This window comes from Amycolatopsis sp. NPDC033938 (genome assembly GCF_055575975.1).
In genome coordinates, this window is the sequence record NZ_JBVIRO010000019.1 from 148,509 (window position 1) to 165,308 (window position 16,800).

Annotated in this window: 16 protein-coding genes and 1 riboswitch; of the genes, 9 read left to right on the forward strand and 7 right to left on the reverse strand. The window is 68.6% G+C overall.

All coding sequences use genetic code 11. The features are described from left to right. Window positions 1-37 precede the first annotated feature (37 nt). Entirely contained in the window at window positions 38-1,225 is a 1,188-nt protein-coding gene (locus tag ACZ5ZX_RS34195; protein ID WP_465506119.1) for a cation:proton antiporter, read from the forward strand. Window positions 1,226-1,261: 36 nt separating this feature from the next. On the opposite strand, the gene ACZ5ZX_RS34200 is transcribed toward ACZ5ZX_RS34195, so the two are convergent. After that, the gene (locus ACZ5ZX_RS34200; RefSeq protein WP_465506120.1) at window positions 1,262-1,576 is read right to left on the reverse strand and encodes a hypothetical protein; all 315 of its coding nucleotides are present in this window, start codon (window positions 1,574-1,576) and stop codon (window positions 1,262-1,264) included. A gap of 107 nt (window positions 1,577-1,683) precedes the next feature. Continuing rightward, window positions 1,684-2,976 (reverse strand): hypothetical protein, encoded by a 1,293-nt coding sequence (locus tag ACZ5ZX_RS34205; RefSeq protein ID WP_465506121.1) that lies wholly within the window; start codon window positions 2,974-2,976, stop codon window positions 1,684-1,686. A gap of 263 nt (window positions 2,977-3,239) precedes the next feature. On the opposite strand from ACZ5ZX_RS34205, the gene ACZ5ZX_RS34210 reads away from it, so the two are divergent. Both ACZ5ZX_RS34210 and ACZ5ZX_RS34215 read left to right on the forward strand, forming a co-directional pair. Then, complete coding sequence (locus ACZ5ZX_RS34210; RefSeq protein ID WP_465506122.1) at window positions 3,240-4,223, forward strand: LysR family transcriptional regulator; 984 nt, start codon at window positions 3,240-3,242, stop codon at window positions 4,221-4,223. Between the two features lie 133 nt (window positions 4,224-4,356). After that, window positions 4,357-5,688 (forward strand): alpha-lytic protease prodomain-containing protein, encoded by a 1,332-nt coding sequence (locus tag ACZ5ZX_RS34215; RefSeq protein WP_465506123.1) that lies wholly within the window; start codon window positions 4,357-4,359, stop codon window positions 5,686-5,688. A gap of 108 nt (window positions 5,689-5,796) precedes the next feature. Here the strand turns inward: ACZ5ZX_RS34215 and ACZ5ZX_RS34220 are convergent, their stop codons facing one another. Together ACZ5ZX_RS34220 and ACZ5ZX_RS34225 are read right to left on the reverse strand one after the other, a co-directional pair. Further along, entirely contained in the window at window positions 5,797-6,111 is a 315-nt protein-coding gene (locus tag ACZ5ZX_RS34220; RefSeq protein WP_061985507.1) for a DMT family transporter, read from the reverse strand. A gap of 11 nt (window positions 6,112-6,122) precedes the next feature. After that, window positions 6,123-6,191: riboswitch (guanidine-III (ykkC-III) riboswitch) on the reverse strand. A gap of 562 nt (window positions 6,192-6,753) precedes the next feature. Next, window positions 6,754-7,338, reverse strand: a complete 585-nt coding sequence (locus ACZ5ZX_RS34225) for a TetR/AcrR family transcriptional regulator (RefSeq protein WP_465506124.1) — start codon at window positions 7,336-7,338, stop codon at window positions 6,754-6,756. A 72-nt stretch (window positions 7,339-7,410) separates the two neighbouring features. Here ACZ5ZX_RS34225 and ACZ5ZX_RS34230 point away from each other — a divergent pair, with 72 nt between their 5' ends. Next, window positions 7,411-7,956: an SRPBCC family protein gene (locus ACZ5ZX_RS34230; RefSeq protein ID WP_465506125.1), complete on the forward strand. Its 546-nt coding sequence runs from the start codon at window positions 7,411-7,413 to the stop codon at window positions 7,954-7,956. Here ACZ5ZX_RS34230 and mptB read toward each other — a convergent pair. Beyond that, entirely contained in the window at window positions 7,860-9,299 is a 1,440-nt protein-coding gene (gene mptB, locus ACZ5ZX_RS34235; RefSeq protein ID WP_465506126.1) for a polyprenol phosphomannose-dependent alpha 1,6 mannosyltransferase MptB, read from the reverse strand. The genes ACZ5ZX_RS34230 and mptB overlap by 97 nt on opposite strands. Before the next feature lie 110 nt (window positions 9,300-9,409). Here mptB and ACZ5ZX_RS34240 point away from each other — a divergent pair, with 110 nt between their 5' ends. The 4 genes from ACZ5ZX_RS34240 (at window position 9,410) to ACZ5ZX_RS34255 (ending at window position 13,500) form a co-directional block, all read left to right on the forward strand. Then, on the forward strand, window positions 9,410-10,045 hold the full coding sequence (locus ACZ5ZX_RS34240; RefSeq protein ID WP_465506141.1) for a DUF4230 domain-containing protein: 636 nt from the start codon (window positions 9,410-9,412) through the stop codon (window positions 10,043-10,045). Window positions 10,046-10,100: 55 nt separating this feature from the next. Further along, window positions 10,101-12,443 (forward strand): molybdopterin oxidoreductase family protein, encoded by a 2,343-nt coding sequence (locus ACZ5ZX_RS34245; protein ID WP_465506127.1) that lies wholly within the window; start codon window positions 10,101-10,103, stop codon window positions 12,441-12,443. A gap of 3 nt (window positions 12,444-12,446) precedes the next feature. Continuing rightward, complete coding sequence (locus ACZ5ZX_RS34250; RefSeq protein WP_465506128.1) at window positions 12,447-12,905, forward strand: hypothetical protein; 459 nt, start codon at window positions 12,447-12,449, stop codon at window positions 12,903-12,905. Window positions 12,906-12,990: 85 nt separating this feature from the next. Next, window positions 12,991-13,500, forward strand: coding sequence for an SRPBCC family protein (locus ACZ5ZX_RS34255; protein WP_465506129.1), 510 nt, complete (start codon window positions 12,991-12,993; stop codon window positions 13,498-13,500). 4 nt (window positions 13,501-13,504) lie between these two features. On the opposite strand, the gene ACZ5ZX_RS34260 is transcribed toward ACZ5ZX_RS34255, so the two are convergent. Further along, entirely contained in the window at window positions 13,505-14,755 is a 1,251-nt protein-coding gene (locus ACZ5ZX_RS34260) for a cation:proton antiporter (RefSeq protein WP_465506130.1), read from the reverse strand. Window positions 14,756-14,821: 66 nt separating this feature from the next. Next, window positions 14,822-15,802 carry a helix-turn-helix transcriptional regulator gene (locus ACZ5ZX_RS34265; protein WP_465506131.1) on the reverse strand — a complete coding sequence of 327 codons (981 nt, stop codon included), beginning with the start codon at window positions 15,800-15,802 and terminating at the stop codon, window positions 14,822-14,824. A gap of 93 nt (window positions 15,803-15,895) precedes the next feature. Between ACZ5ZX_RS34265 and ACZ5ZX_RS34270 the strand changes: the two genes are divergently transcribed. Then, the gene (locus ACZ5ZX_RS34270) at window positions 15,896-16,459 is read left to right on the forward strand and encodes a DinB family protein (RefSeq protein ID WP_465506142.1); all 564 of its coding nucleotides are present in this window, start codon (window positions 15,896-15,898) and stop codon (window positions 16,457-16,459) included. The last annotated feature ends 341 nt before the right edge of the window (window positions 16,460-16,800 follow it).

Sequence of the window (16,800 nt, forward strand, 5' to 3'; positions counted from 1 at the left end):
GGTGGCAGGGGAGTCACCGGGAACGAGGGGCGGGTAGATGATCCAGAGCGTGCTCGTCGGCGCGGTCGTCGTGCTGATCTGGACGATGACGGCGGCGCGGCTGGAGCGGTGGCGGGTCACCGCGCCGATGGCGATGGTCGTGGCGGGGCTGGCGATCGGGTTCAGCACCCGCAACGTCCTCGGCGAGGGCCTCAACACCGAGATCGCCCTCAACGTCGCGGAACTGATCCTCGCGCTGCTGCTGTTCGTGGACGCCACCGCGGTCAAGGGCGGCTATCTCGGTCACGACGCCAAGATCGCGATGCGGTTGCTGCTGATCGCGCTGCCGCTGACGATCCTGATCGTGCTGGGCGTCGGCCTGCTGGTGCTGCCCGGCCTCGGCTGGGCGGTGGTGCTGCTGATCGCCTGCATCATCGCGCCCACGGATTTCGCGCCAGCGACGTCGGTGGTGCACGACGTACGCGTGCCCGAACGCGTGCGGCATCTGCTGAACGTGGAAAGCGGCTACAACGACGGCGTCGTCGCGCCGGTGTTCATCTTCGCGCTCACCCTCGCGGGAAGCCACCACCACGCGAACACGCCGGGGGAGGCCCTGCAGGCCGCGATCCCGGCGGCGTTGCTGGCGGTGCTGGTCGGCTCCGTCGTCGGCGCGGTGGCCGCGGTGGCGATGAACGTGGCGGGCAGGCACGGCTGGTCCACCCGGCATTCGGCGCGGGTCGCGGCCGTGGCGCTGCCGCTGCTGACCTACACCACCGCCGTCGCGATCGGCGGGAACGGGTTCGTCGCCGCGTTCATCTGCGGGATCGCCTACAAGACCGCCCGGCACCCCACCGAGGACGAACTCGGGCTGGCCGAGGAGGTCAGTTCGCTGTGCGGGCTGCTGATGTGGTTCGTGTTCGGCAGTACCGCGGTGCTGGTGCTGTCCTTCGGCCTCACCTGGGGCGTGGTGATCGTCAGCGTCGTCGCGCTGACCGTCGCCCGCCTGATCCCGGTGCTGCTCACCTTGCCGCGGACGGATTTCCGGTGGCGCGACCGGATGACCATCGGCCTGCTGGCGCCGCGAGGGGCGGCATCGATCGTGTTCGGGTTGCTGGCCTTCAACTCGCTCGACGGGGACGCGGCGGACGTCGCGTTGAGCGTCATGGCGGTGACGGTGCTGGCGAGTGTCGTCGCGCACGGGGTGGGCGCGTCGGCGTTCCTGAACCGCAAGTCCAAGACTTCCTGAGCCGTGACGACCGCCGGATCCCCGCTCCAGCCGGCTTCAGTTGTCCATGGCCTTCCTGATCGCCGCTTCGAGTGCCTGCACGTTCTTGGCGTCCATGGCGCCGTAGGTGAAGGTGTTCATGTCCACCTTGTCGGCGTACATGGGCACGTCCTCGACGATCGCCTTGGAGGCACCGGACACGTCGAAGACGAGCCTCCCCGGTTTGAACGCCGTCGGTGGGATGTTCTTGATGCCCTTGATCTTCCCCACGCTGAACGTGTGCTTCCGGTCGCCGAGTCCTTTGACGGCGGCCTTGATCGTGATCGTCCTGCCGCTGAACCGGATGGATCGGCGTCTGGCGTGGATGTACACGAAACCCTCCCCTGGGCACGGAAAAAGGCACTCTACGAGGGAGGCGGAGGCGTGCGGGCGCTCGTTCCCGAACCGTTATCGCGATCCGCCGTCGCGATCGGTCCTGCTCAGTGGTCCGCGGTCAGGTCGCAGGGTTCGGCGTTGCCCCACAACGCCTCCGCCTCACCGAGGAAGGTCCGGTAGGCCGTGCCGTCCCCGGGCTGCAGGACGAACTTCGGCTCACCCGCGGCCTGATAGGTGTAGTACTCGGCGAACAGTGCCGTCCCGGTGGCGATGACCCCGATGGCGATGGGATGCCGGACGAGCCGGGCGGAGAGATCGCCGCCGGTCGAGCGCTTCAGTTCGGACAGCACCCGCAGTGTGTGGCGCACACGTTCCCGCGCGCTTTCCGGCGAGCGCACGGCGTAGTAGCGCGCCGCCGCCGTGTCGATCGCGGGCGAAAGCGGGTCGATCAGCACGAACCGGATCCGGGCGCCCGCGCGCAGCCGTTCTTCCAGCTTGCCGTAGTTGTTGTTCACCAGAGTGTTGCGGGCCATCCCGGTGACGAGCAGTTCGCTCGCGCCGTCGATCGCCTCGGTGAGTTCGGGGCCGAAGCCCTCGCTGAAGACCGGGCGGCGTGCCCTCGCCACCTGATCCTCGGGAGACAGCGGCCATGGCGTGCCGTCCTCCCACAGCCGTTCCGCCTCGTCGGCGAAGTACCGGTACCAGGGAGCGTCCTTCGGTTCCAGTGTGAACACCGGCGCCGCTTCTCCGGCTGGCCGGTGTTCGTAATGCTGCACGCAGATCAGGCCGCGTTTGCTCGCGACGTCGAGGCAGTTGAAGCCGGCGGACGAGATCCGCGAAGACACTCGGATCTCCAGCCTGCCGTTCGTCCTGCTCCGCAGCGACGTCAGTTCGTCCAGGGTGGCCAGGATTCGCTGCCGCATCCGTCCCTGACCGTGGCTTCGGGAGATCCGGCGGTCCGCGACGTCGACGATGGCGTCGTCGGTCGGGTCCAGCACCAGCACCCGGATCCGGCCACCCGCTTCGAGGATCGAGCGGATGTCACTGCGCATGCCCTGCACGGTCCTGGTCATCGAATGGCCGATGAGCAGGATGTCGAAGGCCTCCGCGCGCCGGGAGATGAGCTCCGTGGGGAACGTCGGTTCGAAGAAGGCCGCGGGGCCGACCCGGTTCGAGTCACGGACCTGTTCGGTCAGCCGCCGCGAGCGGATCTGGGAGAAGGCGAGCAGGGCCAGCAACGCCGTCACCACGGACGAAAGGGTCTTGACGTCCGAGACACCGGTCGCGCCGAGGACGGTGAACGCCAGCGCCACGGCGCCCAGCACGTACAGATCCAGGTTGTCGTCGGTGATCACCCTCGCCAGTGACCGCCGGATCCGTCCACGCTCGTCCGCCACGAAACCCCCTCGTCGTCATCGGTCCGGAGGTGACCGTATCGGCCGCCCGCCCGCCACGTCAGGGATTTCTCCACGGATATCGCGAATTCCTGACATCGATGGCATTTCAGGGCCCCTGGAACGATTCCGCGAGTTAGTGCCTGGTCAGCACCCCGGCGGTGGCGGAAACCCCGTCCACGGTGCCGCCGGCGGCGGAACGAAATGAAGCCATTCGGCGCAGTTCTTCACTTGGTCTAGTCCAGTTACCGCTCTACCGTAGAGGGATGGAGCTGGAACTGCGCCACCTGCGCATCATGTGCGCGATCGCAGAACTCGGGAGCATCACCAAGGCGGCGAACACGCTCGGGATGGCGCAGCCCGCGTTGACCGCCCAATTGAAACGCATCGAACGGACGCTCGGCGGGAAGCTCTTCCTGCGTGATCACACGGGGACCCGGCCGACGGCGCTCGGCCTGCTCGTCCTCGACCGGGCCAAAATGGTGCTCCCCGCCGTGTCGTCGCTGCACGACGAAGCGGCACGTCTCGCGCAGCACACCGGTACCGGCGAGCCGGTCACGTTGCGGCTCGGTTCGGCGACGGGTCCGATGCTCGGGGCGCTCCTGCAGCGCCTCGGCGGCACCCATCCCGACATCCATGTCGCCACGCACACGTCGTGGTCGTCCAACAAACTCGCGGACATGACCGCCGAAGGCGCGCTGGACTTCGCCTTCGTCGGCGTCTGCGGTGACGCCCCGCCGCCACCGGCGCCCGGTCTCCGGTGGCGGACCCTCGCGCACCACCCGGTTTTCGTGCTGATGTCGGCACGAGACGAGCGAGCGCAGCACGATTCGGTCGAACTCGGCGCGCTGGCGGACGAACGGTGGTGCGCGACCCCGGGGGACGGTTGCTTCGGCGACTGTTTCGCCTCCGCGTGCGCCCGGGCGGGATTCACCCCGCGGTCGTTGTACGAGACCGATGTCCTGACCTGTATCGAGATGGTCGAATCGGGCCACGCGGTGGTGTTGTGCCAGCCGCTGTTCCACGAGATCCCCGGTATCGTGGCCGTCCCGATCGCGGGAAATCCGCTGAGCTGGCGAAATCTCGTCGGCTGGTCGGAGCGAGGGGAGATGGGGCCCTTCGCCGCGGAGATGATCGCGTTGTCCCGCGCGGTGTATGGCGAACTGATCGACCGGCGGCCGGTCTACGCCAAATACCTCGAGGTGAATCCGGGTTACGGCGTCGACTACACGGACACCGCGGTGCACTGACCTGCGCGAAGGGCGACCAAAGGTCCAGTCCACTGGAGTGGATATGACCTAAATGGTATGTACCTTTTGCGTGAGGCGCCTCGTACGGTCGGGGACGAGATCCCCGTCCGGTACGTGTCGAGGAAGCGCCTAAATGAACCGAAAGATCGTAGCGGCCGCCGCGGCGGCCATCACCGGCGCCGGGCTGGTCGCGGCCGTCGCGCTGACGCCGAGCGCCAGCGCCGGTCAGACCGTCCCGGCGGCGGACCAGGTCCAGTCTGAGATCGTCGCGGCACTGTCGCGCGACCTGCGGATCAGCCCGGACCAGGCCAGAACCCGCCTCGCGGCCGAGCAGAAGGCGGCACGCGCCGACAGTGCGCTCAAGACCAGCCTCGGTTCGTCCTACGCCGGATCCTGGCTGGACGCGGCCGGGGCCACGCTGACCGTCGCCGTCACCGACGCGGCGCTGGAGGGTACGGTCCGCGCGGCCGGAGCGATCCCGAAGACCGTCGCGCGGAGTGCCGCTCAACTCGACGCGGCGAAGCTGTCGTTGGACACCAAGGGATCCAGTGCGCCGAAGAGCGTGCCGGGCTGGTACACCGACGTCGTCACCAACTCGATCGTCGTACTGGCCAACGCCGGTGGTGAGGCCGCCGCGAAGTCGTGGGCGACGGTGTCCGGCGTGCCTGCCGACGCGGTGCGGGTCGAGACCAGCACCGAAAGCCCGGTTCCGCTGATCGACGTCATCGGCGGCAACGCCTACACGTTCGGTTCGGGCCGATGCTCGATCGGCTTCTCGGTCGAAGGCGGCTTCGTGACCGCCGGGCACTGCGGCACGACCGGCACCCGCACCTCGAACCCGAGCGGGACCGTCGCGGGCTCCAGCTTCCCCGGCAACGACTACGCCTGGGTCCGCGTGGACGCCGGCAACACGCCGCGCCCGCTGGTGAACCGCTACCCGGGCACCGTGCCGGTCGCGGGGTCGCAGGAAGCCGCGATCGGTGCCTCGGTCTGCCGTTCCGGTTCCACCACCGGCTGGCACTGCGGCACCATCCAGCAGAAGAACGCTTCGGTGAACTACCCGCAGGGCACCGTTTCCGGCCTCACCCGGACCAACGCCTGCGCCGAACCGGGCGACTCCGGCGGTTCGTGGATCTCCGGCGACCAGGCGCAGGGCGTCACCTCCGGTGGTTCCGGCAACTGCACCTCCGGCGGCACGTTCTACTTCCAGCCGATCTCGGAGATCCTGAGCGTCTACAGCCTGCGTCTGCTGACTTCGGGCTCGAACCCTCCCTCCAGCACGACCACCACGCCGACCAGCCCGACGACGTCGAACCCGCCGGGTGGTACCTGGGCGGCGGGCACCTCCTACGCCGTGGGCGCGACGGTGACCTACGACGGCGTTTCGTACCGCGCGCTGCAGGCGCACGCCGCTCAGGTCGGCTGGGAGCCGCCGAACGTCCCCGCCCTCTGGGCGCGCTCCTGACCGCCTAGCCGTCCGGGCTGCACGCAGGGGTGGCCCGGACCCGACCGTCCCCGACGTCGTCCGTGCGTCGGGGACGGTCCCTCTTCCGGAAGATTTCGGACGTCGTGATCAGTGCAGGACTTTCAGGCCCACCACACAGGCGACGATCCCCACGATCAGCAGAATTCTGGCCAGTGAAACGGTTTCCGCGCCCGACCACATGCCGTAGCCGACGGTGAGCGACGCCCCGATCCCGACCCAGACCGCGTAGGCGGTGCCGACCGGAAGATCCTTCATCGCGTAACCGAGACCGACCATGCTCGCCGCCAGCGATACGCCGAAAATCACCGACGGGGTCAGCCGGGACAGTCCTTCGGACCTGCCGAGGGCGGTGGCCCACACGGCTTCCAGTACCCCCGAAACGATCAGGACAAGCCAGGACATGACACGCTCCCAGAGCGCCGTCTTGTCGCTGGCCGGGTACGGCACCCACTCGTCCGGGGACCTCGATCACGAGGTTCCACTTTCAGGATCGCACAGGGGTGAGCGGGCTGCTCGCGGGTTTGACGAGGATCACCAGGTCGCCCGGTTCGGGACGCGTGGTGTGTCCGTGAAGGCCTCCTTCCCTACTCTCAAGGTAGGGAAGGAGGCCTTCACGGACTTACGCCTGACCTGTGGGTTGGCGTGTGGATCGTGAGGCGGTGTGGCCATCTCGTCGATGAAGGAATTGGGACGTTGAGTGTCCCAATTCCTTCATCGACGAGCCGCCGCCACAGCGCGCGCCTCGCGGGGCGCGGGCCGGAGCGGTTAAGCAAAGGCGATTCCCTCAAGGAGCCCCTCGCTCACCCCGGAAGGCCATCACAAGCCTCAACAGCACCACCAGTCACATCGGCTGCGCGTGAAGGCCCCCTTCCCTCGGCTCAGCCGAGGGAAGGGGGCCTTCACGCACAGCCAGTACATGATGGTCACAGGCCACCAGTAGGTACCTAAAAGAGGGTTCGCTCTAACGCTCGTGGACACCCGGAGTCGCGGCCGGCTTCCGGCAGCCAGTCCGGACCGGCCCCTCATCGCGCTCGCGACTTTTCCTTACTCCGCGCGGAGAAGCGTGCGGGTGGCCTTGGTGACCAGGTCGACGGTGCGGGGTGGCGGCGCCTCGCCGCGGTCGAGGTACCGCCGTACCGCGGCGTAGGGCAGGTCCACGAGGGCCAGCCTCAGTTCGTCGGTGCTCCGGCCGGTCAGCGGGCGCAGCCGCCGGACGACCTTGGTGAGCGCCGTGTCGAGACGGCGGTTGGCCTCGTCTGCGCGGGCACGGTCCTCGGCGGTCCAATCGTCGACGCCGAGAGCGCGGTCGCCTTCGTAGAGCAGTTTGCCCTCGGCGGGATGGGCCCGGCACCAGCGGACGACCTGTGCCGCGGCCTCGACCGCCGCCTCGATGGTCGGTTCCTGTTCGAGCACCGCGAGGTAATCCTGCTGGAAGCGGGACAGGGTGCGGAGCCAGACGGCCGCGAGCAGGGCGGGACGTCCGGGGAATCGGTGGTAGATCGACCCGCTCGGCGCGCCGACCTCACGGGCGACGGCCGACATGGTCACCGCCGCGATCCCGTTGGCGGCGAAGATCCGGACCGCGGCGTCGAGGAAGTCGTCGGCGTTGTGCCTCGGTGGCCGTCCCATTATCAGAGACTATCCTCTACTATGGTTTTAGTGGAAGGTCTCTAGAACGGATCTGCAGGAACGGGGAGCGCGATGCGCGTTTGGAACAGGCATTCCCGGATTTTCGCCGTGCCACAGGAGCGCGTCGGGACGCTGATCGACACGCTGGCCGGTGACGACGATCGGCTCTGGCCCGTCGCCGCGTGGCCGCCGATGCGATTCGACCGGCCGCTCGGGACGGGGGCCGTCGGCGGGCACGGGCCGGTGCGGTACCTCGTCGAGTCTTACGAGCCGGGGAAGTCCGTGCGGTTCCGGTTCACCGCTCCGCGCGGGTTCGACGGATTCCACGAATTCACCCTGCGCGCGACGGGAACGGAGGAGACCGAGCTAGTGCACCTCATGGTGTTACGGCTCCGGCACCCCGCTTGGTACACCTATCCGCTGCTGTGGCGGCCGATGCACGACGCCTTGCTGGAGGACTGCCTCGACCGTGCCGAGCGCGAGCTCACCGGCACGGTACGGACTCCCGCGCGGTGGAGCCCTTACGTCCGGCTCTTGCGGAACCTGATCTCCGGCAAGAGGTTCTTTCGCTTCAGTGCGAACAAGATCCCGCCGAGGAGCACGACGGCGATCAGGTAACCCAGCACCAAGGACAGGGCGCCGCCGTTCGCGGGCGGGAGCAGGACGCCGAAGACCGCGCTGATCCCGGCGAGGATCCAGCGGCCGCGGCCGGTCGTGAGGCTCACGGCGAGCAGCGCGACCGTCCACAGGAGATACCACGGTTGCACGACCGGCCCGAAGACCAGCATCGCGGCGAAGGTGAGCCCCGCACCGTAGAGCGGGTGCATCTTCTCCCGGTAGGTGAGCCACAGCAACCTGGCCCCGACGGCCAAGCCGAGGATCGCGCCGATGAGCGAGAAGACCTTGATCGCGCTGTCGGTCAGATCCGCTCCGAAGAGTTTGCCCACCCCGCCGACGAGGAAGCCGAGTTCGTTGGTGGGCGCCATCCAGCTGTGTACCTGACCGGAAACCCCGGAAAGGACCCGGACCCAGCCGAAACCGAGCCCGCTGCCGAGTGAGATCGCCACGGTGACCGCGGCGAAGCCGGCGGGCAGACTGAGTGCCACCGCCACCCGGCCGAGGGGCGTCGCCCGGCGGAACAGGTCGACGCCGACGAACAGCAGGCCCGCGACGGCCACGATCTTCACGTTCGCGGCGGCGCTCACCGCGACCACGCCGGCCGCGATCAACGCCGGGCGGGCGGAGCCGCTCTTCGCCGCGCCCACGAGGACGAGTTCCAGTCCGGCGACCATCAGTCCGACCATGAGCCCGTCGTTGTGCACACCGGCCACGATGTGCCACAGCACCAACGGGTTGAGCAGGGCCAGCCACAGCGCGATCGACGGCGGGACACCGACGCGGCCGGCCAGCCGGGGGAGTGCCCACGCCATCAGCGCGATGCCTGCCAGTCCCAGCAACCGGTGCAGCAGCACGGTCGGCACCAGATCGTCACCGGCGACATGGGCGATCGTGCGGGCCAGTGCGACGAACGCCGGACCGTACGGCGCGGGGGTGTCCCGCCAGTAATGGCTGACCGACAGCGTCACCGGCGAATCGGCGCCGAGCGCTTCGGCAGGGCCGACGAGGTAGGTGTCGATCCCCTTGGCCGCGATCAGCCCCTGCGCCAGGTAGCTGTTGATGTCGCCGCTGAACAGCGGGCGCGCGGCCAGCAGCGGCGCGCACCAGGAGACGGCGATCCAGTACAGCCGCCGCGACGGCAGCGCGGCGGCGAGCCGTCCGATGCCCAGCCAGGAGAGCACGAGGGTGGCCATCCCGGCGACGCCGAGTGCCACCACCAGCACCGATGGCAGGCCGATCCCGGACGTGACCAGCACCAGCACGACGATTCCGGTGAACCCCGCCCAGTGCAGCGTCCCGATGTTCAGCCCGGTCTTCTCCGGCGCGGGCAAGACGTTCTGCATGCGGCCAAACTACGCCAAGTGCGAAAGCCCGTTCCGCCGAACGTCCGAGAAACGGTTCCGGACGCTTCGACCCGGTGCCCGCCGGGTACTCACGCCCTGGAGAGGCGGTGGTGGGCGTGAAGAAACGCTGGGTGCGCCTCGGGGCGTTCGCCCTGGCCGGAATCCTGATCGTGGCGGCTGCCTTGCAGCTCACCGGGTTGCTGCCGAAGCTCGACCCGTTCGGAACGTCCACTGTGGACCGGTCGCAGCCCGCGGTGCTCCAGGCCGTCCGCGACCTGAGCCAGTACCACGCGGCGGTGGGCGACTACCAGGTCATCGTCGACATCGAAAAGGACGTCAAATGGGTGCCCGCGAGCATCGCCGGGGAACGGACCCTGTTCGTGGCGGCGGGTTCGGTCGACGCGTACGTCGATTTCGGGCCGATCGTCGAGAACGCGCTCACCGTCTCGGAAGACCGGCGGTCGGTCGAGGTGCGGTTGCCGGAGCCTCAGCTGGCGAAACCCAATCTGGACAATGAGCGCAGCTACGTCTTCGGCCAGGAGCGTGGTCTGATCGACCGGCTTTCGGCGGTGGTGTCCGTGCCACAGCAACAACAGTTCTACGTGGCCGCCGAGAAGCGGATAGCCGACGCCGCGCAGCGCTCCGGCCTGATCGAGCGGGCGAGGGTCAATACGAAGGCGATGCTCACCGGGATGCTCACGGCGCTCGGCTTCCAGGTGACGTTCCCGGCGGAGCCTCCCGGCTGAGCGCGTCCGCTTTGTCCGGTGTTTCGGCTGGTGAGGCCGGTGGTATGGCCTCTGCATGAACGCCGAGCCGGTGCCCGAGAGGATCGCGGAGGTCTGGGGAGAACGGACCCCGTACGCGCGTGAAGCCGCATGGCCGCGCAGAGTGGACCTTCACCTCGAGGACGGCATCGGGGAATCCGCCGTCGATCGCTGGGTCCAGTCGGCCTGCGTGCTGTGCAGCAATGGATGCGCCTGCGACATCGCGGTCAAGGACGGCCGGATGGTCGGCGTGCGCGGCCGCGAGACCGACTTGGTCAACCACGGCCGGATGGGCCCCAAAGGCCTGTACGGCTCGTGGCAGTGGAACGGAAAAGACCGGTTGACCCGGCCGCTGATCCGGCGCGACGGCGAACTGGTGGAGTCCGACTGGGAAACCGCGATGGAGCTGATCGTGCGGCGCTCGAAGGAGCTGCTGGCCGAATACGGGCCGCTGTCGCACGGCTTCTACACGAGCGGCCAGCTGTTCTTGGAGGAGTACTACACACTCGGTGTCATCGGCAAGGCCGGGCTGGGCACACCCCATATGGACGGCAACACCAGGCTGTGCACGGCCACCTCCGCCGCCGCGATGAAGGAGAGTTTCGGCTCGGACGGTCAACCCGGTACCTACGCCGACATCGACCACTGCGACGCGCTGTTCCTGTTCGGCCACAACATGGCGGAGACACAGACCGTGCTGTGGTCCCGGGTGCTCGACCGGCTCGCCGGACCCGAACCGCCCGTAGTGGTCGCCGTCGACCCGCGGACGACGAAGGTCGCCGAAGCCGCGAAGACGTCCGGTGGCGTCCATCTCGCTCCGCTGCCCGGCACGAACCAGGCGCTGATGAACGGCCTGATCCGCGAGCTGATCGTGCACAAGTGGGTCGACGAGGATTACGTCTCCGCGCACACTCTCGGTTTCTCCGAACTCGAGACGACCGTCGAGCCGTACACCCCGCGCCACGTCGCCGAGGTGTGCGGGATCGATCCGGACGCGCTGGTGCGGGCCGCGGAGATCTTCGGTACGTCCGAGCGAGTGCTGTCGACCGTGTTGCAGGGCTTCTACCAATCGCATCAGGCCACCGCGGCGGCATGCCAGGTCAACAACCTGCATCTGCTGCGGGGGATGATCGGCAAACGCGGTGGCGGGGTGTTGCAGATGAACGGGCAGCCCACCGCGCAGAACACGCGCGAATGCGGTGCCGACGGTGATCTTCCGGGGTTTCGCAACTGGCGGAACCCCGAACATGTCCGGCAGCTGGCCGAACTGTGGAACGTCGAGGAAATGACCATCCCGCACTGGGCGCCGCCGACGCACGCCATGCAGATCTGGCGGTACGCGGAACAGGGTTCGATCCGGTTCCTGTGGATCTCGGCGACCAATCCGGCGGTGTCGATGCCGGAACTTCCGCGCATCCGGGAAATCCTCGGCAAGGAGGAGCTGTTCGTCGTGGTGCAGGACGGTTTCCGCACCGAGACGGCCGAGTTCGCCGACGTCGTCCTGCCCGCCGCGTTCTGGGGTGAGAAGCAGGGGACGTTCACCAACGCCAACCGCACGGTGCACCTTTCGGAGAAGGCCGTCGATCCGCCCGGTGAGGCGCGCGCCGATCTGGACATCTTCCTCGACTACGCGCGACGGATGGACTTCCGGGACCGCGACGGCGATCCGCTGATCGGCTGGGAAACGCCCGAGGAGGCCTTCCAGGCTTGGCAGGAGTGCAGTCGTGGCCGGTTGTGCGACTACACCGGGCTGTCGTACGGGAAACTCCGCGGTGGCAGCGGGATCCAATGGCCTTGTGACGAGGATCGGCCGGACGGCACCGAACGGCTTTACCAGGACGGCGTTTTCGCCACCCGGACCGACGAGTGCGAGGACTACGGCCACGACCTCCTCACCGGCGGGACAGTCACCGCGAAGGACCACCAGGCCATGTGTCCGGACGGGCGCGCGTTCCTCAAAACGGCGGAATACACGCCTCCACCGGAGGAATCCGGCGAGGAGTATCCGTTCGTGTGCACGACCGGGCGCACGGTCTACCACTTCCACACCCGGACCAAGACCGGCCGCGCCCGGCACCTCCGGCGCGCCGCACCGGAACCTTGGGCGGAACTGGCCGCGGCCGACGCCGCCGGCCTCGGCGTCACGGACGGGGATCTCGTCCGGGTCGAGTCCGTCAGAGGCGGTGTCGAGGTCCCGGTCCGGATCGGCCGCGTCCGTCCCGGCGTCGTCTTCCTTCCGTTCCATTACGGCTATTGGGACATCGGCGGCGAGAGCGGCCCCCGCGCCGCCAACGAACTGACCATGACCGAATGGGATCCGGTGTCCAAACAGCCGTTGTTCAAGATCAGCGCCGTCCGCGTCAGCAGGGTGGAGGGCTGACCCGTGCATCTCGCGACCTATCTCGGTCTTCTGCGCACTTCGCTGACCACACTCGCCGACGCCTTCCGCGAAGTCGGCCGCGGCCACGGTGAAGAGCCCGACGTCCAGCAGACCTGCCTGCTGCTCGCCGGGCGCGTCGACCGGCAGGCCGAGGCCCTCGCCCCGATCGTCGAGCGCTACGGCGAAGATCGGGAGGAGGAGCCGGAACGGCTTCACGCCGCGGGCTTGGAAACCACCCGCGGCGGTCCGGTCGGATTGCTGCGGGATCTGCAGGACCTCTACGCCCTCGCGTCGTTCACCGACATCACCTGGACCGTCGTCGGTCAGGCCGCCCAAGGGTTGCGTGATCGAGAGCTGCTCGACCTCGTCGAAAACCGCGAAGAGGAGACCTCGCGCCAGCTGACCTGGATTCGTACGCGTATGAAGCAGAGTGCTCCGCAAACACTCATCGCCGCACGATGATCTTCGCGAACGTGCTGTGCTTGCCGCGACGGCCTTGACCGCGCCACCGCGTGCTGGTGGGCTGGCGTGGTCGACTGGAGGCGCGATGGTGACGAAGCCGAAGCACACCCTGACCTATACCGAGCCGCTCGCCACCGGAGAGGTTTCGATCGACGCCTCGCCCGACAAGGTGTACCGGCTGGTCAGTGACCCGGTCGCGATGGCCGAGTGCGCGGAGGAGCTCCGGAAGGCCCGCTGGATCCGGGGCGCGACCGGCGCCGCAGTCGGGAACTGGTTCTCCGGCAGCAATCGCAACGGCCGGCGGCGCTGGGTGACCCACGCCGAGATCACCGAAGCCGAGCCCGGACGCCGCTTCGCCTACCGGGTGCGGACGCCGTTCTTCGTGCCGATTTCCCGCTGGGAGTACGACATCCGGCCCGACGGTGACGGCAGCATCGTCACCGTGACGAACTGGTTGCGGGTGCCGCCGTGGTTCGTCCCCTTCGCCATCCTGATTACCGGCCAGCCCGACCGCGCGGGGACCAACCGGTCGAATATCGCCGCCACCTTGCGGCGGGTGAAGGCCCGCGTCGAGGGTCGTGAATGGCGCGTTTAGCGGACTAAACGCTGGGATCCTGCAGGCCCCGGCTCTCCAGCTTGCGCATCACCGGGCCGGACAGGAGGCCGTGCACGAGGACCGACACCGCGACCGTGAGCGCCGTGACGCGCCACAGCGAGTCGGCCATCGGGAAGTCGCCATGCCCCAGCGCGTAGGACAGGTAATAGAGACTGCCGATCCCGCGGATGCCGAAGAACGCGATCGCCGTCCCCGCCGGACGGGTGGTGGCACCGCCGATCAGGGCCAATCCACCGAACAGCGGGCGCACGACGACCACCGCGGCCACCGCCACGAGGACTTCGACGAGCCGCAGGCCCGCCAGGAGCCCGTCACCCAGTGCGACACCGAGGCCGAGCAAGGCCAGCGCGACGAAGAGCCTTTCCAGCTGATCACCGAATTCGTGCAGCACGCCGTGGTACTCGTGGGAGCGTTCGCTGGCGCGGATGGTCGCGGCGGTGGTGAACACCGCGACGAAACCGATCCCGCCCAGCCACTCGCACAGCGCGAAGGGGAGGAACGCGATGGCCAGCACCACCAGCCCGTCGGAGTACTCACTGAGGCGCAGCCGGTCGTGCCGCACCCGGAACATGAGCCAGGACAGCAACCAGCCACAGGCGAGGCCGACCAGCACGGCGACCACGAGCGGGACCACGACCTCGGTCAGCAGCCACGGCACCGGAGAGATGCTCGCCGTGCCCGCCATGACGAGCGCCACCAGCACGAAAGGCATCGCCAGACCGTCATTGAGCCCGGCCTCCGAGGTGAGCGTGAACCTGATCTCGTTGTCCGCGCCGCGCCCGTCATCCGTATGCGGCGCCGGTACCTGGACATCGCTCGCCAGCACCGGATCGGTCGGCGCCAGTACGGCGCCCAGCAACAGCGCGGCGGCCGGGGACAGCGCGAGCGCCCACCAGCCGAGCAGCGCCACCGCGCAGATCGACAGCGGTAACGTGATCGCCAGCAGCCGCCACGTCGAGTTCCACGACCGCCAGCCGATCAGCCTGTCGGACTTCAGGCCCGCGCCCACGAGCGACACCAGGACGCCGAGTTCGGTGATCACTTCGACGGCGCGGACATGCGATCGCGGATCCAGCACACCCTCGCCGTAGGGGTGTCCTAACGGGAGCAGCCCGAAGATCAGCCCGCCCACCAACAGGATCAGCGGCATCGACAACGCGCGTTCGTGCAGCAGGTTCGGCAGCACCGCGGCGCACAACGCCAGAACGCCTGCCCCGGCGAGCAGTATCTCCATTCGCGCGGAGTACCCGGCCCGGACTTCGCGCAACCGCAAGGGGCCCGGCTGTCGGATCCAGGTCCTTTATGGACTGTCAGCGCGGTTACGCGTGGGCTGGGTCGCCTTGGCGTAGCGACGGGCGAGCGAGGCGAAAGCCTCCTTCAGTTCCGGCGGCCCGACGACCTCGATGTCCGCCTCGAACCGGCCGATGCTCGCCGCCAGCCCGGTCCAGGACCACGAACCGAGCAGGAGCCGGCACCGATCCGGCCCGAGTGCCTCGACGACGCCGTCGCGGACGTAGTGCGCCACCTCGGCGGCGGGGAGATCGAGGATCACCTCGCCGCGGCACGGCCAGTCACCGGAGGTGGAAGAGCCCCGGAACCTGCTCGCGACGAACGTGGCCACATCGGCGGTCGGCAGGTCGCGCGGGGCGAATCGCGGCCCGGCCGGCGTGCGCGGCGTGATCCGGTCGGCCCGGAAAGTGCGCCAGTTCTCGCGCTCGGTGTCCCAGGCGACGAGATACCAGCGGCCGTGCCAGGTGACCAGATGATGCGGTTCCGCCCGGCGTGGCAGCGCGGAACCGGCGTAGTCGAAACGCAGGACCTCGCGGGCGTGGACGGCGGCGCCGAGCGCCAGCAGGACTTCACCGTCCACACGGGGCTCCGCCCTGGTCGCGGGTGACTCGACGGCGGTGACGCGCAAGGTGTCGATCCGGCGCCGCAGCCGCGAGGGCATCACCTGCCGGACGGTGTGCAGTGCCCGCATCGCCGCCTCCTCGATCCCCGCGCCGCTGGTGGTGGCGTTCTGGAGCGCGACGGCCAGCGCGACCGCCTGTTCGTCGTCGAACAGCAGTGGTGGCAGTTCGGAGCCGGCGTCGAGCCGGTATCCGCCGTCGGGCCCCTTGATCGTCGCGATCGGATAGCCGAGTTCGCGGAGCCTGTCGACATCGCGCCGCACGGTGCGCGGGCTGATGTCGAGCCGCTCGGCCAGTAGCGCGCCCGGCCAGTCGCGGCGGGCCTGCAGCAACGAGAGCATCGACAGCAGACGCGCGGAGGTCTTCGGCATGGTTTCCATGATGCCTCCAGTAGAGGACACAACCTGTCCTCTACCCCTGCGAGAGTGGGTCGCGTGCCAGAAAACGACAACCCGGAGGGCCCGATGACCGCCACCATCCTCGACGCCGAACGCGCCGACCTGCTCGATGCCCTCGACACCGTCCGCGCCGCGCTGACCACCACCGTCGAAGGCCTCACCGACGAGCAACTCGGTGAGCACCCGACGGCCAGTGAGCTGTGCCTCGGCGGCCTGATCAAACACGTCGCCTCGATCGAGGCGATGTGGCTGCGGTTCGCGGTCGAAGGCCCGTCCGCGATGACCTACGACCTGCCAGAAGGCGTCACCTGGGCCGACCTCGGCGCCGGGACCGCCCGCGAGTTCCCGCAGTGGGCGATCGACCACCAGGACAACTTCCGGATGCTGCCCGGCGACACCCTCACCGGAATCCTCGAGCGCTACGAACAGGTCGCCGCGCGGACGAAGGAGATCGTCGTGTCGATTCCCGATCTGTCCGCCACGCATCCGCTGCCGGAGGCGCCCTGGAACGAGCCGGGCGCGGTGCGCAGCGTGCGACGGGTGCTGGCGCACGTCATCGCCGAGACCGCGCAGCACGCCGGGCACGCCGACATCCTGCGCGAGAGCATCGACGGCCAGAAGTCCACGTAGAGCGCCTCGTGAGTGGTGATGACGGTCAGGGCCAATCATGTCTTAAGTGCCTACTGTCGGGTGGGCACCAGCAACACCGCCAACTCCGGTAGTCACACCTCCCCCAAGTACATGAAGGCCCCCTGCCTTGCGCCTGGCGCCAGGGGTCCGGCAGAGTCGCATAAGTGCTGGTCGGCTGCACCTCTGGAGCGGGACAAGACGAACGCGTCGTGGTGGACGCGGCGGGAGCGGGCCCACGCAAGGGGCCTCACCCGGGTCCGGACTGTCTATAAGGGACACTTTTCGAGACAAAAATGCCCGATTTGGGCATCTTGCACGGTTTCGCGAGGGGGTCGTGAGTG

Coding starts and splice junctions, on each gene's coding strand:
- ACZ5ZX_RS34195 (WP_465506119.1), top strand. CDS start 38: ATGATCCAGAGCGTGCTCGTCGGCGCGGTCGTCGTGCTGATCTGGACG.
- ACZ5ZX_RS34210 (WP_465506122.1), top strand. CDS start 3,240: ATGGAGCTGGAACTGCGCCACCTGCGCATCATGTGCGCGATCGCAGAA.
- ACZ5ZX_RS34215 (WP_465506123.1), top strand. CDS start 4,357: ATGAACCGAAAGATCGTAGCGGCCGCCGCGGCGGCCATCACCGGCGCC.
- ACZ5ZX_RS34220 (WP_061985507.1), bottom strand. CDS start 6,111: ATGTCCTGGCTTGTCCTGATCGTTTCGGGGGTACTGGAAGCCGTGTGG.
- ACZ5ZX_RS34225 (WP_465506124.1), bottom strand. CDS start 7,338: ATGGGACGGCCACCGAGGCACAACGCCGACGACTTCCTCGACGCCGCG.
- ACZ5ZX_RS34230 (WP_465506125.1), top strand. CDS start 7,411: ATGCGCGTTTGGAACAGGCATTCCCGGATTTTCGCCGTGCCACAGGAG.
- mptB (WP_465506126.1), bottom strand. CDS start 9,299: ATGCAGAACGTCTTGCCCGCGCCGGAGAAGACCGGGCTGAACATCGGG.
- ACZ5ZX_RS34245 (WP_465506127.1), top strand. CDS start 10,101: ATGAACGCCGAGCCGGTGCCCGAGAGGATCGCGGAGGTCTGGGGAGAA.
- ACZ5ZX_RS34255 (WP_465506129.1), top strand. CDS start 12,991: ATGGTGACGAAGCCGAAGCACACCCTGACCTATACCGAGCCGCTCGCC.
- ACZ5ZX_RS34260 (WP_465506130.1), bottom strand. CDS start 14,755: ATGGAGATACTGCTCGCCGGGGCAGGCGTTCTGGCGTTGTGCGCCGCG.
- ACZ5ZX_RS34265 (WP_465506131.1), bottom strand. CDS start 15,802: ATGCCGAAGACCTCCGCGCGTCTGCTGTCGATGCTCTCGTTGCTGCAG.
- ACZ5ZX_RS34270 (WP_465506142.1), top strand. CDS start 15,896: ATGACCGCCACCATCCTCGACGCCGAACGCGCCGACCTGCTCGATGCC.